The 18,925-nt window shown below is 66.8% G+C and carries 21 protein-coding genes; 10 read left to right on the top strand and 11 right to left on the bottom strand.

The annotated features are described in order from the left end of the window. Positions 1 to 121 precede the first annotated feature (121 nt). From ASE59_RS09430 to ASE59_RS09445, 4 genes are read left to right on the top strand one after another with little or no spacing between them, the layout of a single operon-like run. Positions 122 to 730 (top strand): class I SAM-dependent methyltransferase, encoded by a 609-nt coding sequence (locus ASE59_RS09430; RefSeq protein ID WP_056455428.1) that lies wholly within the window; start codon positions 122 to 124, stop codon positions 728 to 730. A gap of 39 nt (positions 731 to 769) precedes the next feature. After that, entirely contained in the window at positions 770 to 1,849 is a 1,080-nt protein-coding gene (locus tag ASE59_RS09435; protein ID WP_056455430.1) for a type III polyketide synthase, read from the top strand. Next, on the top strand, positions 1,846 to 2,532 hold the full coding sequence (locus tag ASE59_RS09440; RefSeq protein ID WP_056455431.1) for a methyltransferase domain-containing protein: 687 nt from the start codon (positions 1,846 to 1,848) through the stop codon (positions 2,530 to 2,532). The genes ASE59_RS09435 and ASE59_RS09440 overlap by 4 nt, the downstream gene beginning before the upstream one ends. Further along, the gene (locus ASE59_RS09445) at positions 2,511 to 3,608 is read left to right on the top strand and encodes an NAD(P)/FAD-dependent oxidoreductase (RefSeq protein ID WP_056455433.1); all 1,098 of its coding nucleotides are present in this window, start codon (positions 2,511 to 2,513) and stop codon (positions 3,606 to 3,608) included. Before ASE59_RS09440 ends, ASE59_RS09445 begins: the two co-directional genes overlap by 22 nt. Here the strand turns inward: ASE59_RS09445 and ASE59_RS09450 are convergent. After that, positions 3,584 to 4,336 carry a molybdopterin-dependent oxidoreductase gene (locus ASE59_RS09450; protein WP_056455435.1) on the bottom strand — a complete coding sequence of 251 codons (753 nt, stop codon included), beginning with the start codon at positions 4,334 to 4,336 and terminating at the stop codon, positions 3,584 to 3,586. The two genes, ASE59_RS09445 and ASE59_RS09450, sit on opposite strands and share 25 nt — an antisense overlap. Then, positions 4,333 to 5,022, bottom strand: a complete 690-nt coding sequence (locus ASE59_RS09455; protein WP_056455437.1) for a cytochrome b/b6 domain-containing protein — start codon at positions 5,020 to 5,022, stop codon at positions 4,333 to 4,335. Before ASE59_RS09455 ends, ASE59_RS09450 begins: the two co-directional genes overlap by 4 nt. A 78-nt stretch (positions 5,023 to 5,100) precedes the next feature. Between ASE59_RS09455 and ASE59_RS09460 the strand changes: the two genes are divergently transcribed. Continuing rightward, a complete protein-coding gene (locus ASE59_RS09460; protein ID WP_056455439.1) occupies positions 5,101 to 5,706 on the top strand; it encodes a flavin reductase family protein in 606 nt (201 codons plus the stop codon). Positions 5,707 to 5,709: 3 nt separating this feature from the next. Here ASE59_RS09460 and ASE59_RS09465 read toward each other — a convergent pair whose 3' ends face one another. Continuing rightward, a complete protein-coding gene (locus ASE59_RS09465; protein ID WP_056455441.1) occupies positions 5,710 to 6,468 on the bottom strand; it encodes a sulfite exporter TauE/SafE family protein in 759 nt (252 codons plus the stop codon). Between the two features lie 219 nt (positions 6,469 to 6,687). On the opposite strand from ASE59_RS09465, the gene ASE59_RS09470 reads away from it, so the two are divergent. Then, a complete protein-coding gene (locus ASE59_RS09470; RefSeq protein ID WP_056455443.1) occupies positions 6,688 to 7,068 on the top strand; it encodes an HdeA/HdeB family chaperone in 381 nt (126 codons plus the stop codon). 52 nt (positions 7,069 to 7,120) lie between these two features. Here the strand turns inward: ASE59_RS09470 and rlmN are convergent, their stop codons facing one another. From rlmN to ASE59_RS09485, 3 genes are all read right to left on the bottom strand, one after another. Next, a complete protein-coding gene (gene rlmN / locus ASE59_RS09475; protein ID WP_056455507.1) occupies positions 7,121 to 8,320 on the bottom strand; it encodes a 23S rRNA (adenine(2503)-C(2))-methyltransferase RlmN in 1,200 nt (399 codons plus the stop codon). 176 nt (positions 8,321 to 8,496) lie between these two features. Continuing rightward, the gene (locus ASE59_RS09480) at positions 8,497 to 8,940 is read right to left on the bottom strand and encodes a hypothetical protein (RefSeq protein WP_200913213.1); all 444 of its coding nucleotides are present in this window, start codon (positions 8,938 to 8,940) and stop codon (positions 8,497 to 8,499) included. Continuing rightward, positions 8,937 to 9,602, bottom strand: coding sequence for a histidine phosphatase family protein (locus ASE59_RS09485; protein WP_056455445.1), 666 nt, complete (start codon positions 9,600 to 9,602; stop codon positions 8,937 to 8,939). Before ASE59_RS09485 ends, ASE59_RS09480 begins: the two co-directional genes overlap by 4 nt. Positions 9,603 to 9,738: 136 nt before the next feature. Between ASE59_RS09485 and ASE59_RS09490 the strand changes: the two genes are divergently transcribed. The 4 genes from ASE59_RS09490 (at position 9,739) to ASE59_RS09505 (ending at position 14,326) form a co-directional block, all read left to right on the top strand. After that, on the top strand, positions 9,739 to 10,398 hold the full coding sequence (locus ASE59_RS09490) for an outer membrane protein (RefSeq protein ID WP_056455447.1): 660 nt from the start codon (positions 9,739 to 9,741) through the stop codon (positions 10,396 to 10,398). A 163-nt stretch (positions 10,399 to 10,561) separates the two neighbouring features. Further along, positions 10,562 to 11,674 carry a DNA polymerase III subunit beta gene (gene dnaN, locus ASE59_RS09495; RefSeq protein WP_056455449.1) on the top strand — a complete coding sequence of 371 codons (1,113 nt, stop codon included), beginning with the start codon at positions 10,562 to 10,564 and terminating at the stop codon, positions 11,672 to 11,674. A 208-nt stretch (positions 11,675 to 11,882) separates the two neighbouring features. Next, entirely contained in the window at positions 11,883 to 13,766 is a 1,884-nt protein-coding gene (gene sppA, locus ASE59_RS09500; protein ID WP_056455451.1) for a signal peptide peptidase SppA, read from the top strand. Beyond that, positions 13,763 to 14,326 carry a GNAT family N-acetyltransferase gene (locus ASE59_RS09505; protein WP_056455453.1) on the top strand — a complete coding sequence of 188 codons (564 nt, stop codon included), beginning with the start codon at positions 13,763 to 13,765 and terminating at the stop codon, positions 14,324 to 14,326. The genes sppA and ASE59_RS09505 overlap by 4 nt, the downstream gene beginning before the upstream one ends. A gap of 340 nt (positions 14,327 to 14,666) precedes the next feature. Here ASE59_RS09505 and rpoN read toward each other — a convergent pair whose 3' ends face one another. From rpoN to ASE59_RS09530, 5 genes are all read right to left on the bottom strand, one after another. Next, a complete protein-coding gene (gene rpoN / locus ASE59_RS09510; RefSeq protein WP_056455456.1) occupies positions 14,667 to 16,148 on the bottom strand; it encodes an RNA polymerase factor sigma-54 in 1,482 nt (493 codons plus the stop codon). A 4-nt stretch (positions 16,149 to 16,152) separates the two neighbouring features. Beyond that, positions 16,153 to 16,938: an LPS export ABC transporter ATP-binding protein gene (lptB, locus tag ASE59_RS09515; protein WP_056455458.1), complete on the bottom strand. Its 786-nt coding sequence runs from the start codon at positions 16,936 to 16,938 to the stop codon at positions 16,153 to 16,155. Positions 16,939 to 17,200: 262 nt separating this feature from the next. After that, positions 17,201 to 17,746 carry an LptA/OstA family protein gene (locus ASE59_RS09520; protein ID WP_056455460.1) on the bottom strand — a complete coding sequence of 182 codons (546 nt, stop codon included), beginning with the start codon at positions 17,744 to 17,746 and terminating at the stop codon, positions 17,201 to 17,203. A 5-nt stretch (positions 17,747 to 17,751) separates the two neighbouring features. After that, complete coding sequence (lptC, locus tag ASE59_RS09525; RefSeq protein ID WP_056455462.1) at positions 17,752 to 18,390, bottom strand: LPS export ABC transporter periplasmic protein LptC; 639 nt, start codon at positions 18,388 to 18,390, stop codon at positions 17,752 to 17,754. Between the two features lie 9 nt (positions 18,391 to 18,399). Next, positions 18,400 to 18,925: ribonuclease D (locus ASE59_RS09530; RefSeq protein ID WP_235515708.1), on the bottom strand; the 526-nt coding region annotated here is incomplete at its 5' end.

Raw genomic sequence — 18,925 nt, forward strand, 5'->3', positions numbered from 1 at the left:
GAAATCGAACACCGTGCGGCGGACAGAAGCGCCGGAGCGAAACCGATATGCTTGCAAGTTCGTTTCGCTTTTGCGACGACGCGATGACCATGGCCGCCCGGCCATCCGTTCGAGGATTTCCATGACGACGACTTCCAACGCCGCGACCCGACGGAAGCCGCGCGGCGTACCATCGCCGGCCGGCATTTTCCTCCGTGGGTTCGTGAAGCATCCGGTAATGGTCGGGTCGGTCATCCCGTCGTCGAACCGCCTGATCCGCAAGATGCTGGCCCCGATCGACTGGGCCAATGCGAAGGTGGTGGTCGAATATGGTCCGGGCGTCGGCACCTTTTGCCGCCCGATCCTCGAACGCCTCGCCCCCGATGCGCAATTGATCGTCATCGATACCAACCCCGATTTCATCGATTATCTGAACGCGACGATCCTCGATTCGCGCTTCTCGGCGGTCCACGGGTCGGCGGCCGATGTCGAACGGATCGTCGCCGATCATGGTCAGCCGCATGCCGATTACGTGCTGTCGGGGCTGCCCTTCTCGACGCTGCCCGCCGGGGTGGGTGACGATATCGCCGCCGCGACGCAGGCGGTGTTGCGGCCGGGCGGCGCGTTCCTCGTCTATCAGTTCAATCCGCGCGTCCGCGACTTTCTCGACCGGCAATTCGCGCGGATCGACCACGACATGGAATGGTGGAACATGCCGCCCGCGCAACTGTGGTGGGCGTGGAAGGACTGATTTCGTAGCCTTTTGCGGCGCCGGTGCGTTGACGCCGCAATGACTTTCCCCGCCGCGCCCGTCGCCTGGCTCAACGCGGTCGCCACCGCGACGCCTGCTCACGACATTCATCACGCCTTTATCGACTGGGCGCGCTTGCGATTGCCGCAGCGTGAGGCGCGACTGTTCGACCGGATGGTCGAGCGCGCCGGGATCGGGCGGCGCTGGTCGGTACTGCCGCAGGGTGACGACGGCGGATCGCCGGTCGCGCCTGGTGGCTTCTATGCCGATGCGATGCCCGGCACGGCGGCGCGGATGACCGTATATGCTGATGCCGCGCCGACGTTGGCGCTGTCGGCGATCGAACGGCTGGCGGCCCAGCATCCGCTCGGCACCATCACCCATGTCGTCGTGGCGAGCTGCACCGGTTTCGTCGCGCCGGGGATCGATCAGATCATCGCCGCGCGGCTCTGCCTGCCACCCGCGACCGAACGGCTGCTGATCGGCTTCATGGGCTGTTACGCCGCCGTCGCCGCGCTGCGCAGCGCCCGCCACATCGTCCGCTCCGAACCGGGTGCACGTGTGCTGGTCGTCACCGTCGAGCTGTCGACGCTGCATCTGCAACCGGCGGTCACGCTCGAACCTTTGCTGGCGATGCTGCAATTCGGCGATGGCGCGGCGGCGGCGCTGGTGACGACCGACCCTGCCGGAGTCGCGATCGAGACGCCGTTCGCCGCCGCGCTACCCGATTCGGCGGAACTGATCCGATGGGACATCACCGATGCCGGTTTCGCGATGCATTTGTCGGGGGAGGTACCCGGCCGTATCGCCACCGCGCTCGCCGATCCCGGCTTCGCGGCGGCGGCCACCGGAGGGCGCTCGCTCGCCGAGGTGGATGGCTGGGCGGTCCATGCCGGCGGGCGGTCGATCCTCGATGCGGTCGAACGCAGCCTGTCGCTGTCGCCCGATGCGCTGAACGCATCGCGTGGCGTGCTGGCGGCGAACGGCAATATGTCGTCGGCGACGTTGATGTTCGTCCTTGCCGAACTGCTGGCCGGACCGCCGGTTTCTAGCGGTATCGCGCTTGCGTTCGGTCCCGGGCTCGCCGCCGAAGGCTTCGGCTTTCGGAGCGCGGCATGAGCTTCGCGCGCGTCCATGCCGAGGAGGCGATGGACGATCCCGCGCTCGACCCGGACGTTTATGGGGCGGTGCTGCGCGATCTGGCGCGGGTCAACCGGGTGACGATGGCGGCGCGGCCGACGCTCGCGTTCCTGTCGGGGATCGCCGGGCGGCGTGATCGGCTGAAGCTGCTCGATGTCGGGTACGGCGATGGCGACATGCTGCGCCGGATCGCACGCTGGGCTTCGGCGAGGGGCGTGGAGGCGGAGCTGGTCGGCATCGACCTGAACCCTCGCAGCGAAACCATCGCCCGCGCCGATACGCCGCCTGATTTCGCGGTGACCTATCGCACCGGCGATTATGCCGAACTGGCGGGGCAGGGCTGGGACGTGATCGTCTCCAGCCTCGTCGCGCACCACATGACGCATGGCCAACTGGTCGCGTTCCTGCGCTTCATGGAGGCGGAGGCAGCGCGCGGCTGGTTCGTCAACGACCTGCACCGCCATCGCTTTGCCCATCGCGGCTATCCGCTGCTCGCCACGCTGATGGGCTGGCACCCGATCGTCCGCGCTGATGGTACGTTGTCGATCGCGCGGTCCTATCGTCCGCACGAATGGCCGCCGATCCTTGCCGAAGCAGGGATTGGCGACGCGCGGGTGCGGCGGCATTTTCCGTTCCGGCTATGCGTCGAACGTCGGCGCTGATCGCGGGCGGCGGTCCGGCCGGCGCGGTCGCGGCGCTGCTGCTGGCGCGGCAAGGTGCGGCACCAGTCCTGCTGGAGCGGTCGCGCGGCACGCCCGATGCGCTGTGCGGCGGGTTCCTGTCATGGCGGACGCTGGCGTCGCTGCGGCAGATCGGGGTCGAGCCGGAGGGTCATGTCGTGCGTCGGGTCGTGCTGTTCGCCGGCGGCGGTCGCTCCGAATCACCGCTACCCGCGCCCGCGATCGGCTTGTCGCGGCGGCGGCTGGATGCGCTGTTGCTGAACGCGGCACAGGCGGCGGGGGCGGGGGTCGAACGCGGGGTGACGATCCGGTCAGCCGAAAGCCGCACGCTGCATACCGGTGACGGGGCAGAGGTTACCGGCGACACGCTGTTCCTCGCCACCGGCAAGCATGACCTGCGTGGGGCGATGCGCGATGCCCATCCGGGTGCCGACCCCGCGATGGGGGTGCGGGTCCGGCTTGGACCGCATCCGGCACTCGCGCGTCTGGTCGGCGATGCGATCGAACTCCACGCCTTTGCCGGCGGCTATGGCGGGCTGGTGGTTCAGGAGGATGGCAGCGCCAATCTGTGCATGGCGCTGCGCCGGTCGCGCCTGCGCGCGGCGGGCGATCTGCCGGGATTGCTGCGGATGTTGGCTGGCGAATGTCCGGCGCTGGGCGAACGGCTGGCCTATCTCGCCGAAACACCCGCAATCGATGCGGTCGCCAATGTCCCCTATGGCTGGCGCGCGCGTACGACCGGGGCGGGCGTCTATCGGCTGGGTGATCAGGCAGGCGTGATCCCGTCGTTGGCCGGCGAAGGCATGGGCATCGCCATCGCCAGCGCGATCCGGGCGGTCGCGGCGTGGCAGCATCAGGGCGCGGCCGGGGCGATCGGCTATCAGCGCGACTTGGCCAAAGCCCTCCGCCGGCCGATCGCGCTGGCGGGCCTGCTCAGGACATTGGCCGAGAACCGGCGGGGCAGTGCTTTGCTGCTGGCGGGCGGGCGGATGCCGTGGCTGGTCGGCAAGGCGGCCGCCTGGACCCGCGTCGATCAGATGCCGGCATACCAGTCGTAACCGGCGACATCCTCCCAGAACCCGCCCTTGCCGCCCGCGATGGGGTTCAGCGACGCGACCGCCTCGATCCGCTCGACATATTTGGCGTGCTTGTAGCCCAGTTGCCGCTCGACCCGCAGCCGCAGCGGCGCCCCGTTCGGCACGCCGAGGAGCCGGTCGTTCAGCGCCCACGCCAATATGGTCTGCGGATGGAAGGCGTCGATCAGGTCGATCGACTCGTAATAAGGCCGCCCGCTGATCGCATCGGCACAATGGAACACCACATAGCGCGCGTCCGGCCGCAACCCCGCCAAGTCGAGGATTCGCGACAGCCGCGGTCCGGTCCATTTGCCGATCGCGCTCCACCCCTCGACACAGTCGTGCCGCGTGATCTGCTGGCGCGACGGCATCGACCGGATCTGATCGAGCCGCAGCGACAATGGTCGCGCGACCAGCCCGTTGACGGTCACCCGCCAGTCGGCGAAGCGGTTCGCGGCATGCGCGTTATAGTCGGGGGTGTTGGGATTGTTGGTTCCGTTGGCGCGAAAGATCGGCGAGCGTTGTTCCGGCCGATACTCGACCGCCAGCGCGTCGCGCGCGGTGATCGCCCGCTGCAACCCGCGATGCGCGACCTCTGCCCCGCCCAATAGCTGCTGCGCTACCGGCAACTGCGCGACCCGATCGCATGCCGCGACCAGCCCGCCGGCCCCCACGACCAGCGCCGATCGGCGGGAAATCAGCCGGCTCATTCAGGCACCCGCCAACGCCCGGTGACCATCGAGCGCACCTCGTTCACCGCCCCCGCCAATATCACCAGCACCAGATGGACGATGACGAACAAGGTGATGCCGCTCGCCGCCAGAAAGTGAATCGACCGCGCCGACTGCCGCCCGCCGAGCACTCCCAAAACCCATGGAAACGCCGCGTTCAGCCCCGGAGACATCGCGATGCCGGTCAGGATCACCAGCGGCAACAGCCCGAAGATCACCAGCACATAGCTGAGTTTCTGGAGCACGTTGTAATCGCCCGGCGCCTCCGGATCATGAAAGCGGAAGGCGAGATGCGCCCGGATGTCGGCGATCAGATGCGCCCGCGACAACTCGGCCCGCCGGATGCGAAGGTCGCGTTGGAAATGCCGGTTGAGCAGGCTGGCGACCATATAGGCCAGCAACCCGAAGCCCAGCACCAGCGCAAAGCTCAGATGCCAGTTGCGGGCCAGCGCAAGATTATAGTTTTGCGGAATCGTAACCCATCCCGGAAACCGGTCGAACGTCAGCCAGGCGGAATCGAAATTCGCGCCATAGCGCCCCCAATAGAGCCGGGGATGCGCGTTCAGGATCATCAGCCCGCTGCCGATCAAAATGATGATCGCGACCGCATTGACCCAGTGCCACAGGCGGGTGGCCAGTCGGTGGCGATAGATCGAACGCGTCATGCCCTTGATCTAGGCCGGATCGCGGCAATTGCGAAGCATGGTTGCACCATCGGTGCGGATCGTGCGTTGGGGCCGGGCATGACCGATTTCCACTCCTATGCGCCAGCCGATGGCCACCGCCTGCCGCACGACCCGTTCAACGCGATCATCGCGCCGCGCCCGATTGGCTGGATCGCCAGCGTGTCGGCGGAGGGCAAACGCAATCTCGCGCCGTACAGTTTCTTCAACGCCTTCAACTATCACCCGCCGATCATCGGCTTCGCCTCGACCGCGGCAAAGGATACGCTCGCCAATGTCCGCGCGACGGGCGAGTTCGTCTGGAACCTCGCGACCCGTGCGCAGGCCGATGCGATGAACGCGACATCGGCGACGACCGAGGCCGACGAATTTGCGCTCGCCGGCCTCGACACGCTTCCCTCGACGGCCGTCGCGCCGCCGCGCGTGGCGGGATCGCCGGTCCAGTTCGAATGCCGATCGACCCAGATCGTCCGCCTGACCGTTCATGCGGGCGGCGAAATCGATACGTGGCTGGTGCTCGGCGAAGTGGTGCAGGTCCATATCGACCCGGCGCTGCTCGACGACGGCATCTACCGCACCGAACGCGCGCACCCGATCCTGCGCGGTGGCGGGGCGGGGGACTATTTCGAACCCGGCGAACGCTTCGACATGCGTCGTCCGCGCTGACGTTCAGCCATAGGCCCGGACGAAGAACACCACCGTCACGCTGAACGTCACCAGCAACGTCCACGCCCGCACCTGCCCGGAGGTCAGCTTCACCCCCAGCTTCGCGCCCAGCCAGCCGCCGAGAATGCCGCCCAGCACCATCGGCACGCAGGCCGCCCATGCGACCATGCCGCACAGGATGAAGATGATCGCCGCCGCGCTGTTGGCGGTTGCCAGCATCAGCGTGCGCGGTGCCGCCATCGATTTGGGATCGGCCCCGGCGAGCAGGCCATAGGTCGCCGTGACCATCATGCCCACACCCCCGCCGAAATAGCCGCCGTAAATGCCGAGCAGCACCTGTGCGACGACCAGCGACGCCGGCCCGATCGTCACCCGATCGTGCAGCCATACCGCCGCGTGCCTGCCCGTCGCGATGGCGAGGAAGGCGACCAGCAACAGCCACGGCACGATCACGTCGAACAGGTCGCTGGGCGTCCATACCAGCAACAGGCTGCCGACCAGTCCCGATACGAAGGTGATCGTGGTCAGTAATCGGATCGGCAATCCGCCCAAGGGGCCGAGGCCCCGGCGATAGGCCCATGCGCTGGCGATGGCGCCTGGCTGCAACGCGACGTTCGACGTCGCATTGGCGATCGATCCCGGCAGCCCCAGCACGATCAGTGCCGGCATCGTCGCGAACGTGCCGCCACCGGCCAGCGCATTCATCGCGCCGCCGACCATGCCGGCACCAGCAGCAAGGCCGAGGGAAACGGGATCGATCATCGCGCCGCTAGAGCGCAAGCGCCGTCGCCTGTCGAGGCCGTTTCACGGTGCCGCAGACCTGTCCGCGACCGCGAACGGCCGACACGATGAACGTTCGTTCATAGTATGCGACAAAATATCATACCCTTGTATGAAAGCTCCGGAAATTCGGACCGGGGCAGAAACAAAGCGCGGATTTGCGCGATTCCGGAGAGCCTCACATGGAAAGGAGAAGGCATCGTGAAGAAGGTTCTTTTGGCAGTCGTCGCAGCTTCCACCCTCGCCACTGGTGGTATCGCCGTCGCGCAACAGGCCAACAAGCCATGGGTCGCCGAAGCCGCCGAGGTCCCCGGTCGGCAGGGGACCGAACGCACCGTCGCCCTCATCAAAAGCGGCAAGAAGCTCGAAACCGTAAGCTGCCGCGATTTCAACGCGCTCGATGATAGTTTCCAGCCGGAAGCGATCCAATACGCCGCCAACTATGGCCCGAAGGGCAAACCGCACCCGACCCTGACCGTCGATGGTATCGAAACGATCCGTCCGGCCGTGGTGGCCAATTGTCAGGCGCGTCCGGGCGACCAGTTCGTCCAGTCGGTCCACGCCGCGCTGAAGAACCACTGATCCCTGACGGCCCGGGCGACATTGGTTCGTCCGGGCCGGTTTTGGTCGAACGTCAGTCGGCGATCGCCGCCGCCTCACGGTCGCGCTCCGCCCGGCTCTTCTTTTCCGCGGCGGTCTTCAGCTGCCCACAGGCTGCACCGATATCCTGCCCGCGTGTCCGGCGGACCGGGGCGGAGATGCCGCCTTCGAACACGATGTCGCTGAACGCACGGATGCGTTCGGGCGTCGAGCATTCGTACACGGTGCCGGGCCACGGGTTGAACGGAATCAGATTGACCTTCGCCGGCAGCTGATATTTGCGCAGCAGCCGCACCAGTTCGCGTGCATCGTCGTCGCTGTCGTTCTTGTCCTTCAGCATCACATATTCGAACGTGATGCGTCGGGCGTTGTTCGCGCCGGGATAGTCGGCGCACGCCTGCAACAATTCCTCGATGCCGTATTTGCGGTTCAGCGGCACGATCTCGTCGCGCACCTCCTTGGTCACCGCGTGCAGCGACACGGCGAGGTTCACGCCGATCTCCTCACCGGCGCGCGCCATCATCGGCACCACGCCCGACGTGCTGAGCGTGATCCGCCGCTTGCTGAGCGCCAACCCGTCGCCGTCCATCACGACGCTCAGCGCATCGCGCACCGCATCGAAATTATACAGCGGCTCGCCCATCCCCATCATCACGATGTTGGTCAGCATCCGCCCCTCGGGCTGGCTCGGCCATTCGCCCAGCGCGTCGCGCGCCAGCATGACCTGTCCGACGATCTCGCCCGGGGTCAGGTTGCGCACCAGCCGCATCGTGCCGGTGTGGCAGAAGGTGCAGTTGAGCGTGCAGCCGACCTGGCTCGACACGCACAGCGTCCCCCGATCGGCATCGGGGATGAACACCATCTCGTAATCCTGCCCGTCGGGCGAGGTCAGCAGCCATTTGCGCGTGCCGTCGTTCGATACCTGCGCTTCCTTCACATCGGGGCGGCCGATGACGAAGTGATGCTCGAGCGTCGGGTGCTGCACCTTGGCGATATCGGTCATCGCCGAAAATTCGGTCGCGCCGCGATTATAGATCCAGTGCCAGATCTGCTTGGCGCGCAACTTCGCCTGGCGGGCATCGAACCCGGCGGCTTCGAGCGCGGCACGGATTTCGGGCTTGGACAGGCCGACCAGATCGGTCCGGCCGTCGGGACGCGGGGCTAGCGGCCGCGGAACGGGCACGGGGTCGACATGGCCGGGAATCGGCATGGGGGGCGACGAGACTGTCAGCATCGGCGGGATATAGCCGATTTCAGGTGGGATTTCCACTGGGGGCTACGACTGGTCCCACCACCGTCATCCCCGCGTAGGCGGGGATCCATAAACGCAGCAGCGGCGACTCTGCCACGGACGTCGGCGGCAATGGTTTCCGCCTTGCGCGGGAATGACGAAGGACGCGCTCGGATACCCTATAAACACCCCAAAGCCGCCGCATCGATTGCGGTCGCCGCGCCCGCCAGCGCATAGACGTCGACGAACGGCGCGCCGTTCTCGCCCACGCTCTCGACGCTCATCGACCGGCCACCACGCATCGCCGCGACGATCGCGCGATCGGTGGCCGGGTCGGGGCTCCATGCGTCGATCCGCCCGGCCTTCAGTTCGAACCGCCGCTCACCGATCGCCAGTACGACTTGCGCGCGGTCGCTGCGCGGGCGGCTCAGACGGACATGGACTTGCCCGCGCGCGCCCGCACCTGGCCAACTACCGACACTGGCGAAGGGCGTGCCGGTACGCCCACGCACCGGGCGGCTGATCGCATAGCAGCGCGTCGGCGCCTCGTCGCGAAACGCGCCCCAGCGTTGGTGGATGGAGATCGCCTGCGGTGCCGCCACCGCCAGCAGCAGCGCGATCAAGCGGGCGCCACCATCGATGGCCCGCCGCTGCCCAGATGCGCGATCGTCTCGCGCCCGCCTTCGATCAGCGCGATCGATCCTTGCGGCAGGTCGGGGGCGACCGGCGCGTCGAATTGCGGCATCACATCGGCGCCGGTCAGCACGCCGCGCAGCACCCGGCTGGACATGCCATGCATGATGACCAGCCGGTCGCCGGGATCGTCGTCGGTATCGCTCGCCCAACCGCCGACCCGTGCCGCGATCGCGTCATACCATTCGCCGCCGGGCGCCGGGCGGCGGTACAGCCGTGCGTCGACGTCGAGAAAGTCCGCGTCCGGCCCGGTCAGTTCGTGATAATAGCGCCCCGACCATTCGCCCATGCCGATCTCGACCAGCCGGTCGTCGCGCCGCGCGCCATGCCAGTCGAGCTCCAGATGCTCGGCGATGATCGCCAGCGTTTGCAGCGCACGCCCCGCGCTCGACGCCCATAGCGTCAGCTTCGGCTTTACCCCCAGCAGGTGGCGCAGCGTCGCGCCCATCGCATCGGCCTGTGCAAAGCCTTTGCGGGTCAGCGGGGTGTGCGGGTGATCGCCCTGCATCCGCTGCGCGATATTGTACACGGTCTCGCCGTGGCGGGCGATGAAATCGCGTCCCTTGCGGGCGGCGTGGGGATGGGTCGTCATGGTCCTGCTTTCAAGCCCGTGTTGCGATAATGCAACGGTTTTCGCTGTTTAGGTGAGGTTCATGCAACGCCCGGGCAAAGCGTCCATTGAATCTCCGCGCCCGATATATGTGGGCGGCGACAATGGAGTTTCGACTATGCGTACCCTTATCCTCGGTCTTGCCGCTGCCGGCACCGCCCTTTCCGCCGCGCCCGCCATGGCGCAGGACGTGAACCCCGCCTTCACCGGCTTCCGCGTCGGCGCGCTGGCCGGTTATGATGGCATCCGTCCGGGCAGCACCCAGGATACCGACCTCGACGGCGACGACCAGACCGTCAACGGCCTGCTCTACGGCGTCGATGCCGGCTACGACTTCGCGCTCAGCAACTTCCTGATCGGTGTCGAAGGCGAATATACCGGATCGACCGGCAAGGTGGAAACCGCGCGCACCGATCCGAACTTCTTCGGCTTCGGCAGCGTGTCGACCGGCCGCGACCTCTATGTCGGCGCCCGCGCCGGCCTGCTCGTCGCCCCGACCACGCTGGCCTATGTGAAGGGCGGCTATACCAATGCCCGCCTCAACGTGCTGGCCAGCGACGGCACTGTCGACCGCCGCGAGAATTTCGAACTGAACGGCTATCGTCTGGGTGCCGGTGTCGAACAGGCGATCGGGTCGCGCGCCTATGCCAAGGTTGAATATCGTTATTCGAACTACAACAACGCCGACTTCCAGCGCGTCGACGGCAGCACCACGTCGCAGTTCGACATCGACACCGACCGGCATCAGGTCGTGGCGGGCGTCGGCATCCGCTTCTGATAGAAGGTTAGCGCGCGTTAACCACGTGCTAACTGTTAACCGCGAGGAAGGTCGGAGCGGCTTGCTCCGGCCTTTCTTTGCGCTAGACATGCTGCGTTGATCTAAAGAGGCGCCGGCCGATTCCGCCGGCCCGAGTGCGAGCGCATCCGCGCAGGGGAACATCATGAAGGCGACGATCGAACGCGCGACCCTGTTGAAGGGCCTCAGCCACGTCCAGTCCGTGGTCGAGCGGCGCAATACCATCCCCATATTGTCGAACGTGCTGATCGAGGCGGGCGAATCGACGCTGCGCCTGATGGCGACCGACCTCGATCTCCAGATCGACGAGACGATTTCGGCGGCGATCGATCAGGCAGGCGCGATCACCGTGTCGGCACACACGTTGTTCGATATCGCCCGCAAGCTGCCCGAGGGCGCGCAGGTGCAGTTGTCGGCCGCGGAAGGCCGGCTGACCGTGGTGGCCGGGCGCGCGCGCTTCAGCCTTGCGACGCTGCCGCGCGACGATTTCCCGGTCATTGCAGAGGGCGAACTGCCGACGCAGTTCGAACTGCCCGCGACCACGCTGAAGGCGATCATCGACAAGACCCGCTTCGCGATCTCGACCGAGGAAACGCGCTATTATCTGAACGGCATTTTCCTTCACGTCGCCGACAATGACGGCAAGCCGGTTCTGAAGGCCGCCGCGACCGATGGCCACCGCCTTGCCCGCATGACCGTCGACCGCCCGGAAGGCGCGGAAAAGATGCCCGACGTCATCGTGCCGCGCAAATGTGTCGCCGAGCTGCGCAAGCTGCTCGACGAAGTCGACGGGTCGGTCGGTGTGTCGCTGTCGGGCAGCAAGATACGCTTCGATCTGGGGCAGGCAATCCTGACCAGCAAGCTGATCGACGGCACCTTCCCCGATTATTCGCGCGTCATTCCGACCGCGAACGACAAGCTGCTGAAGCTCGATCCGAAGAGCTTCATGGCCGGTGTCGACCGCGTGTCGACCATCGCCACCGAAAAGACCCGCGCGGTGAAAATGGCGCTCGACCGCGACAAGATCACCCTGTCGGTGACCAGCCCCGAAAACGGCGCGGCGGCGGAAGAAGTGCCGGGCGAATATACCGCGCTGCCGTTCGAGATCGGCTTCAATAGCCGCTATCTGCTCGACATTCTGGGGCAGATCGACAGCGACCTGTGCGAAGTCCACCTTTCAGACGCGGCGGCCCCGACGCTGATCCGTGAGAACGACGCCTCGCCCGCGCTGTACGTGCTGATGCCGATGCGCGTCTGAACGATGTGCCTTCCCCTCCCTGACAAGGGAGGGGTTAGGGGTGGGTCGGCCAGCGAGGGCAGGTCACGCCCGCCAACGGGCCAACCCACCCCCGACCCTTCCCTTGTCAGGGAGGGGAGAGCATTCCCAGCCTGCGTCGTCCCAAAATCCCATTTACTCGCCCGACCATCCGGCTATTTATCGCTAGACGATAAATGAAGGAATTGCCGTGAAACTGGTCCGGGGTGCGTGGAAGCTGCTAGTCGGGATCAAGGACGCACTGGTCCTGATCCTGCTGCTGCTGTTCTTCGGCAGTCTGTTCGCCGCGCTGTCGAGCCGCCCCAATACGCGGGTGACCGACGGCGCGCTGCTGCTCGACCTGTCGGGATCGATCGTCGAGCAACCCGCCGAGGCCGATCCGGTCGCGGTGCTGAGCGGCCAGCCGGTCGCGCAGCAACTGCGGCTGCGCGACGTGGTCCGCGCGCTCAATGCGGCGAAGGGGGATGCACGGGTCAAGGTAGTGGTGCTCGATCTCGACAAGTTCGCCGGCGGCTATCCCTCCGCCTTGGCCGAGGTCGGCGACGCGGTCGCGCGGGTGCGAGCGTCGGGCAAGCCGGTGCTCGCCTATGCCACGCTCTACACCGATGGCGGCTATCGCATTGCGTCGAACGCCAGCGAGATCTGGCAGAATCCGTTCGGCGGCACGCTGTTCCGCGGCCCCGGCGGGTCGCAGCCCTATTACAAGGGGCTGATCGACAAGCTCGGCGTCATTGCCCACGTCTATCGCGTCGGCCAGTTCAAGTCGGCGGTCGAACCCTTTACCCGCGCCGACCAGTCCGAACCCGCGCGTGCCGCCAATCAGGCGCTGTACCGCGCGATCTTCGACCAATGGCGCGCGGCGGTGCAGAAGGCGCGGCCCAAGGCGCAGCTCGATGCGTTCCTGACCCGCCCGGCGGAAACGGTGCAGGCGGCGGGGGGCGACATCGCGCAGGCCAATCTGCGCGGCGGCTTGGTCGACAAGCTCGGCGACCGCATCGCCTTCGGCAACCGCGTGGCGGCGCTGGCGGGCGAGGACAAGGGCAAGGGCGCGGGCAGTTTCCGCACCATCAAGTACGACAACTGGCTGGCGGCGAACCCGGTCCCGACCGGCGGCGACGCGGTGGGCGTCATCACCGTCGCCGGCACGATCGTCGATGGCGAGGCGAAGGCCGGAACGGCGGGCGGCGATACCATCGCCAAGCTGCTGCTCGACGGTCTCGCGACCAAGAATCTGAAGGCGCTGGTCGTTCGCGTCGATTCGCCGGGCGGATCGGTGCTCGCCTCCGAACGCATCCGGCAGGCGATATTGCAGGCCAAGCAGGTGTCGAAGATCCCGGTCGTGGTATCGATGGGTGGCCTCGCCGCATCGGGCGGCTATTGGGTGTCGACGCCGGGCGACGTGATCTTTGCCGAACCCAACACCATCACCGGGTCGATCGGCGTGTTCGGCGTCATCCCGACCTTCGAAAACACCCTCGCCAAGATCGGCGTCACCGCCGACGGCGTCGCCACCACGCCCTTGAGCGGCCAACCCGATGTGATGCGCGGCACCAGCCCGGCGTTCGACGCGATCATGCAGGGCAATGTCGAGGATATCTATCGCCGCTTCACCGGCCTCGTCGCCGCTTCGCGCAAGCTGACGCCCGAGCGTGTCGACCAGATCGGGCAGGGTCGGGTCTGGGACGGCGGCACCGCGCGCCAACTGGGGCTGGTCGACCGCTTCGGCAATCTGAACGATGCCGTCGCCGAGGCTGCTCGCCGGGCGAAGCTCGACCCGGCCAAGGCCCGCGCCGTCTATCTCGACCGCGAACCTTCCGCCTATGAAAAGCTGCTCAAGAGCTTTGCCGACCGCGAGAAGGGCGAGACGACCGACGCCGCCACCGACCTGCTCGGCATGGCCGCGATCGAACAGCGTGCGTTGATGGCGCAGGCGCTGGGCGATGCCCGGCGGATGCTGACCGCGCGGACCGGGGTGCAGGCCCGCTGCCTCGAATGCGCCGGGCTGGGGCCGGTGACCGCGTCGGCAGAGGACGCGTCGCTGTTCGACCTGATCGTCGCGCGGCTGGGTCTATGATCGCGATCCGCGCCGCCCGGCCAGAGGATGCCGCCGCGATCGGCGCGATCTATGCGCCCTATGTGCTGGGCGGCACGGTGTCGTTCGAAACCGAGGCGCCCGACACCCGCGCGATCCGCCACCGCATGGCGGCCAGCGACGGCTTCTACCCGTGGCTGGTCGCGACCACCGGCGAGGCGGACGGCGACGGGGTGCTCGGCTATGCCTATGCGACGATGTTCCGCGAGCGCCCGGCCTATCGCTATGTCGTCGAAACCTCGATCTACATGGCCGGCAGCGCGCAACAGAAGGGGACCGGACGGCTGCTATACGAGGCGCTGGTCGATACCCTGCGCGCCCAAGGCTTCACCCAGGCGATCGGCGTATTGTCGCTGCCCAACGACGCCTCGATCACCCTGCACGAAGCGGTCGGCTTTCGCCGGGCGGGGGTGTACCGTGAGGTCGGCTTCAAGCAGGGCCGCTGGATCGATGTCGGCTTCTGGCAATGCCGGCTGAACGAGGGAACGGTGCCGCCGAAGGAACCGCGCCCGTTCCGCGAAATCGGCGTCGTGCGGGGCTGACCCGCCCCTGACCCGTTTACCCCAGCCTCAAATGTTCGGCTTGAGCCTGTCGAGCAGTGTCTGTCGAGAACTGGACATTGTAGGGAAACCCATTCCGGTTCCGCGCACGGCGTCGCGTTCTCGACGGTCGCTTCTCGACTTCGCTCGAAGCTGCTCGAACCAAACGGATATTCTAGCCTTTTCAACTACCTAGCCCTTGGCGCCGGGGTCAAAGTTCACAAAAGTCACACTCGTGCGCGTTTCGCGACCTGCGTGACCTGACCCGGCTGGTGCCATGGCAGAATCGACGGTGCGAAAGAGCGCCGGCGATCCTGACGCCGCCGCCCGCTGTAGGAAAGCGTTACCCGCCCAGCGCCTTTTGCCGCCGGCGTTGCACCGACGATCCCAGCCCGATCGCTTCGCGGTATTTCGCCACCGTCCGCCGGGCGATGTCGAAGCCCTTGGCATTCAGCAGTTCGACCAGCGTGTCGTCGGACAGGATCTTCTTCGGGTCTTCGGCGGCGATCAGGGTGCGGATCGCTTCCTTGACCGCCAAGGCCGATACCGCCTCGCCACCGTCCGCCGACTGGATGGCGGAGGTGAAGAAGAATTTCAGCTCGAACAGACCGCGCGGGCAGGACAGATACTTGTTCGAGGTCACGCGGCTGACCGTCGATTCGTGCATCTCGATCGCCTCCGCCACCTTGGCGAGTGTCAGCGGGCGGAGATGGGCGACGCCCTGGCGGAAGAACGCCTCCTGCTGCTTCACGATCTCGGTCGCGACCTTCAGGATGGTGCGCTGACGCTGGTCGAGTGCCTTGACCAGCCAGTTGGCGCTGGCAAGGCAGTCGGACAGCCATGCCTTGGACGATTTGGTGCCGCCTGCGCTCAGTTCGGCGAAATAGCCGCGATTGACCAGCACGCGCGGCAGGGTCGCGCCGTTGATCTCGACCGCCCAGCCACTGCCTCGCGGGGCAACGAACAGGTCGGGGACGACCGATTGGGTACGTTCGCCGCCGAAGCGACAGCCGGGTTTGGGATCATAGCCGCGCAATTCGCGGATCATGTCGGCAAGGTCTTCCTCATCGACCTCGCATATCCGGCGCAGCTGCGGCAGCGCGCCGCGGGCGAGCAGGTCGAGATGATCGAGCAGCCGCGCCATGCACGGATCGTAACGGTCGACCTCGCGCGCCTGGATGGCAAGACATTCGGCAAGGCTGCGGGCGCCGACGCCGCTCGGGTCGAAGGTCTGGACGATGGTCAGTACCGATTCGACGCGGGCGAGCGGCACGCCGAGCCGATTGGCGATGTCGAGCAACGATCCCGACAGATAGCCCGCATCGTCGATCTGGTCGATGATCGCGCTGGCGATGAACAGGTCGGCGCCGGAGACACAGGCCCCGGCCTGTTGCAGCAGATGGTCGACCAGCGAGATATCGGCGCTGGCCAGCGCGTCGAGATCGGGCGCGTCCTCGAATCCGCCGCCGCCGGTCGCGGCAAGGCCCAGGCTGCCGTCGAGCGACCCGACGCCATCCGACGCGCTGTCATGGTGGAAGGTGTCGCCGAGATCGAGGTCGAGCGACTCGCCGCTTGCCGCACCGAGGCCGAGCAGTTCGTCCGATCCGGCGGGTTCGCTGGCGGTGATGGGTTCAGGCGCTTCGATCGCCGGGCCGTCATCGTCGCCGCCGCCCGATTCGAGCAGCGGGTTCTTTTCGATTTCCTCGGCAAGGAAGCCTTCGACTTCGAGGTTCGACAGCGCAAGCAGGCGGATCGCCTGCTGCAACTGTGGCGTCATCACCAGCGATTGCGACTGGCGCAGGTCGAGGCGCGGCGCGAGGCTCATGTCGTTAGAGCTCGAACCCTTCGCCGAGATAGAGGCGGCGGACATTGGCGTCGGCGACCAGTTCGGCCGGCGATCCGGCGAACAGCACGCGCCCGTCGTAGATGATGTACGCGCGGTCGACGATTTCGAGCGTCTCGCGGACATTATGGTCGGTGATGAGCACGCCGATGCCGCGCGATTTCAGCTGGATCACGAGGTCGCGAATGTCGGCGATCGAGATCGGATCGATGCCGGCAAAGGGTTCGTCGAGCAGGATGATCGTCGGATTGGCGGCGAGCGCGCGCGCGATTTCGGCGCGGCGCCGCTCGCCGCCCGACAGCGCCATCGCCGAAGCGGTGCGCAGGCGGGTGAGGCCGAATTCGTCGAGCAGCTGTTCGAGTCGCGCGGCGCGCGCCGCCTTGTCCGGTTCGGCGAGTTCGAGCACGGCGAGGATGTTCTTTTCGACCGACAGGCCGCGAAAGATCGAGGTTTCCTGCGGCAGATAGCCGAGCCCCAGGATCGCACGGCGATACATGGGCAGCGCGGTGATATCCTCACCATCGAGCAGGATGCGGCCGGCATCGGGTTTGACGAGGCCCATCGCGGAATAGAAGCTGGTCGTCTTGCCCGCGCCATTGGGGCCGAGCAGGCCGACGACCTCGCCGCGGCCGACCGACATCGACACGTCGGACAGCACGACCCGCTTGTCATAGGATTTGGCGATCGACACGACCGACAGCCCCCGGTCGGAGGGGAGTTCGTGCACCGGTACAGCGTCGGCGCTGCGGGACAACAGGGTGGTGTCGGTCATCGGCAGCGTCCTGATCGCATGGCAATGGTTACCGTACCGTTAGGACGATCCGGTTGGCAGGATTATTGCATGGAGTTGGCGAAAAAGGAAAGGTCTGTTCGTCGGGTCGAGATCGATAAGCGATCAACGTCGCCATGCTGCTGCCGTCCCGGACAAGGGAGGGCTGGGGGCGGGTAGGCACATTGGGGCGCGATAACCTTCCCTCGCAGGCCGACCCACCCCCGACCCCTCCCTTGTCAGGGAGGGGAGACAGGGCCGCACATCAGTTGCGCTTGGGCACGGAGAAGCGGCCGGTGACGCGGCCGCCGCTCTGCTGGACCGTACCGTCGGGGGCGCGGGTGGTGCCGACGCCCGATCCGTCGATCGTCGCGCGGCCGGTGTCGAGGTCGATCGACAGCCGCCCGCCGGTCAGGGTGTTGGCCCCCTGCGTCAATTGCACGCCGCCGATCATCGTCACGACCCGCCGGTTGACGTCATAGACCGCGAAGCGGGACTTGGCGGTCTGATCGGGGCGGGTGACGGTGACGTTGCCGGTGGCGTCCATGCGCGATGCCTGTGGCGAGGCGCCTTCGGTGATCTGCCCGACATAGGCGACGACGACGCGATCGGCGGTCAGCGTCATGGTCGACTGGCGGATGGTGACCCCACCGGTCAGCACCGCGCGGTTGGCGCGATCCTGCAACTCGATGGCATTGGCCGAGAAATCGATCGGTGCGGTCGAGTCGTGCCGCGTCTGCGCCGGGGCCGACCCCAGGGTGGCGAGGAAGCCGATGGTGGCGACAAGGCCCGGTAGCGCATGGCGAATCATCGCGGCTATTTCGTGCGTGCCGGGTCGATACGCAAGCGGGCATTGCCGGTCAGCCGCACGGTGCGCGACTCGAGATCGGCATCGAGCCGGTCGCCGCTGAACGTGCCCATCGCCGTCGTGCCGGTGACCGCGCTGCCGCTTTGCAGGCGGCGGGTCTTCAGGTCGACGGTCGCGTCGTTGGTGTCGAGCGTATAGCCGTCCGCCGCGCGGAAGCGGATCGGGCCGTTCACATCGACCTGTTCGGCGCGCATGTCATAGCGGCCGCGCGGCGCGGTCAGGCGCGCCGGACCATCGGGCAGGCGGATGGCGGCGGCCAGTTCCTGCAACTGCACGACCGGTTCGGCCGAGCTTTTCTGCACCGCCGACCCGGCATCGATGACGAAGGGCTGCCCCTTGGCATCCTGTCCGCGATATTCGGCGGAGCGCAGCCGCATCCGTTCCTGCGCGACATCGACCTTGTTCTTGTCGAGCACGAAGCTGGTATCGCCGCGCATGAACAGCGGCGCCATGACCAGGAACGCCGCCAGCACGCCGATGCCGATCGGCAGCGCGACCATCAGGAACGCGATCAGCCGGTCATGCGCGCTGCCGGGCGCGGCACGGCGTTGCCGGCGCGTTCGTTCCTGACGGGCGATTTCCGACATGGCCGTCCCTTACATGTGTGCGAAGATATCGGTCTCGGGCCAGCCGGAAAGATCGAGGGCGGCGCGGTGCGGCAGGAAGTCGAAACATGCCTGCGCCAGATGCGTGCGCCCTTCGCGCGCCAGCCGCTTGGTCAGTTCCTCGCGCAGCGCGTGGAGGAAGCGGACGTCGGAGGCGGCATAGTCGCGTTGCGCATCGGACAGGACCGGGCCGCCCCAGTCCGAGGATTGCTGCTGCTTCGACAGATCCTGCCCCAGCAGTTCACGGACCAGTTCCTTCAGGCCGTGGCGATCGGTGTAGGTGCGGACCAGCCGCGACGCGATCTTGGTGCAGAACACCGGGCCGGCGGTGACGCCGAGATAATGCTGGATCGCCGCCAGATCGAACCGGCCGAAATGATAGAGCTTCACCCGCGCCGGATCGGCGAGCACCGCCTTCAGATTCGGGGCGGCATAGTCGCTGCCGGGGTTGAAGCGGACCAGATGCTGATCCTCGCCCCCGTCGGACAGTTGCACGACGCACAGCCGGTCGCGCGGG

It is taken from the genome of Sphingomonas sp. Leaf10, from assembly GCF_001421245.1.
In the GTDB taxonomy this organism is placed as follows: domain Bacteria; phylum Pseudomonadota; class Alphaproteobacteria; order Sphingomonadales; family Sphingomonadaceae; genus Sphingomonas.

What these genes read in the sequence shown, in the direction of transcription:
- ASE59_RS09430 (WP_056455428.1), top strand. Translation starts at nt 122, where the DNA reads ATGACGACGACTTCCAACGCCGCGACCCGACGGAAGCCGCGCGGCGTA.
- ASE59_RS09435 (WP_056455430.1), top strand. Translation starts at nt 770, where the DNA reads ATGACTTTCCCCGCCGCGCCCGTCGCCTGGCTCAACGCGGTCGCCACC.
- ASE59_RS09440 (WP_056455431.1), top strand. Translation starts at nt 1,846, where the DNA reads ATGAGCTTCGCGCGCGTCCATGCCGAGGAGGCGATGGACGATCCCGCG.
- ASE59_RS09445 (WP_056455433.1), top strand. Translation starts at nt 2,511, where the DNA reads ATGCGTCGAACGTCGGCGCTGATCGCGGGCGGCGGTCCGGCCGGCGCG.
- ASE59_RS09450 (WP_056455435.1), bottom strand. Translation starts at nt 4,336, where the DNA reads ATGAGCCGGCTGATTTCCCGCCGATCGGCGCTGGTCGTGGGGGCCGGC.
- ASE59_RS09455 (WP_056455437.1), bottom strand. Translation starts at nt 5,022, where the DNA reads ATGACGCGTTCGATCTATCGCCACCGACTGGCCACCCGCCTGTGGCAC.
- ASE59_RS09460 (WP_056455439.1), top strand. Translation starts at nt 5,101, where the DNA reads ATGACCGATTTCCACTCCTATGCGCCAGCCGATGGCCACCGCCTGCCG.
- ASE59_RS09465 (WP_056455441.1), bottom strand. Translation starts at nt 6,468, where the DNA reads ATGATCGATCCCGTTTCCCTCGGCCTTGCTGCTGGTGCCGGCATGGTC.
- rlmN (WP_056455507.1), bottom strand. Translation starts at nt 8,320, where the DNA reads ATGCTGACAGTCTCGTCGCCCCCCATGCCGATTCCCGGCCATGTCGAC.
- ASE59_RS09485 (WP_056455445.1), bottom strand. Translation starts at nt 9,602, where the DNA reads ATGACGACCCATCCCCACGCCGCCCGCAAGGGACGCGATTTCATCGCC.
- ASE59_RS09490 (WP_056455447.1), top strand. Translation starts at nt 9,739, where the DNA reads ATGCGTACCCTTATCCTCGGTCTTGCCGCTGCCGGCACCGCCCTTTCC.
- dnaN (WP_056455449.1), top strand. Translation starts at nt 10,562, where the DNA reads ATGAAGGCGACGATCGAACGCGCGACCCTGTTGAAGGGCCTCAGCCAC.
- ASE59_RS09505 (WP_056455453.1), top strand. Translation starts at nt 13,763, where the DNA reads ATGATCGCGATCCGCGCCGCCCGGCCAGAGGATGCCGCCGCGATCGGC.
- rpoN (WP_056455456.1), bottom strand. Translation starts at nt 16,148, where the DNA reads ATGAGCCTCGCGCCGCGCCTCGACCTGCGCCAGTCGCAATCGCTGGTG.
- lptB (WP_056455458.1), bottom strand. Translation starts at nt 16,938, where the DNA reads ATGACCGACACCACCCTGTTGTCCCGCAGCGCCGACGCTGTACCGGTG.
- ASE59_RS09520 (WP_056455460.1), bottom strand. Translation starts at nt 17,746, where the DNA reads ATGATTCGCCATGCGCTACCGGGCCTTGTCGCCACCATCGGCTTCCTC.
- lptC (WP_056455462.1), bottom strand. Translation starts at nt 18,390, where the DNA reads ATGTCGGAAATCGCCCGTCAGGAACGAACGCGCCGGCAACGCCGTGCC.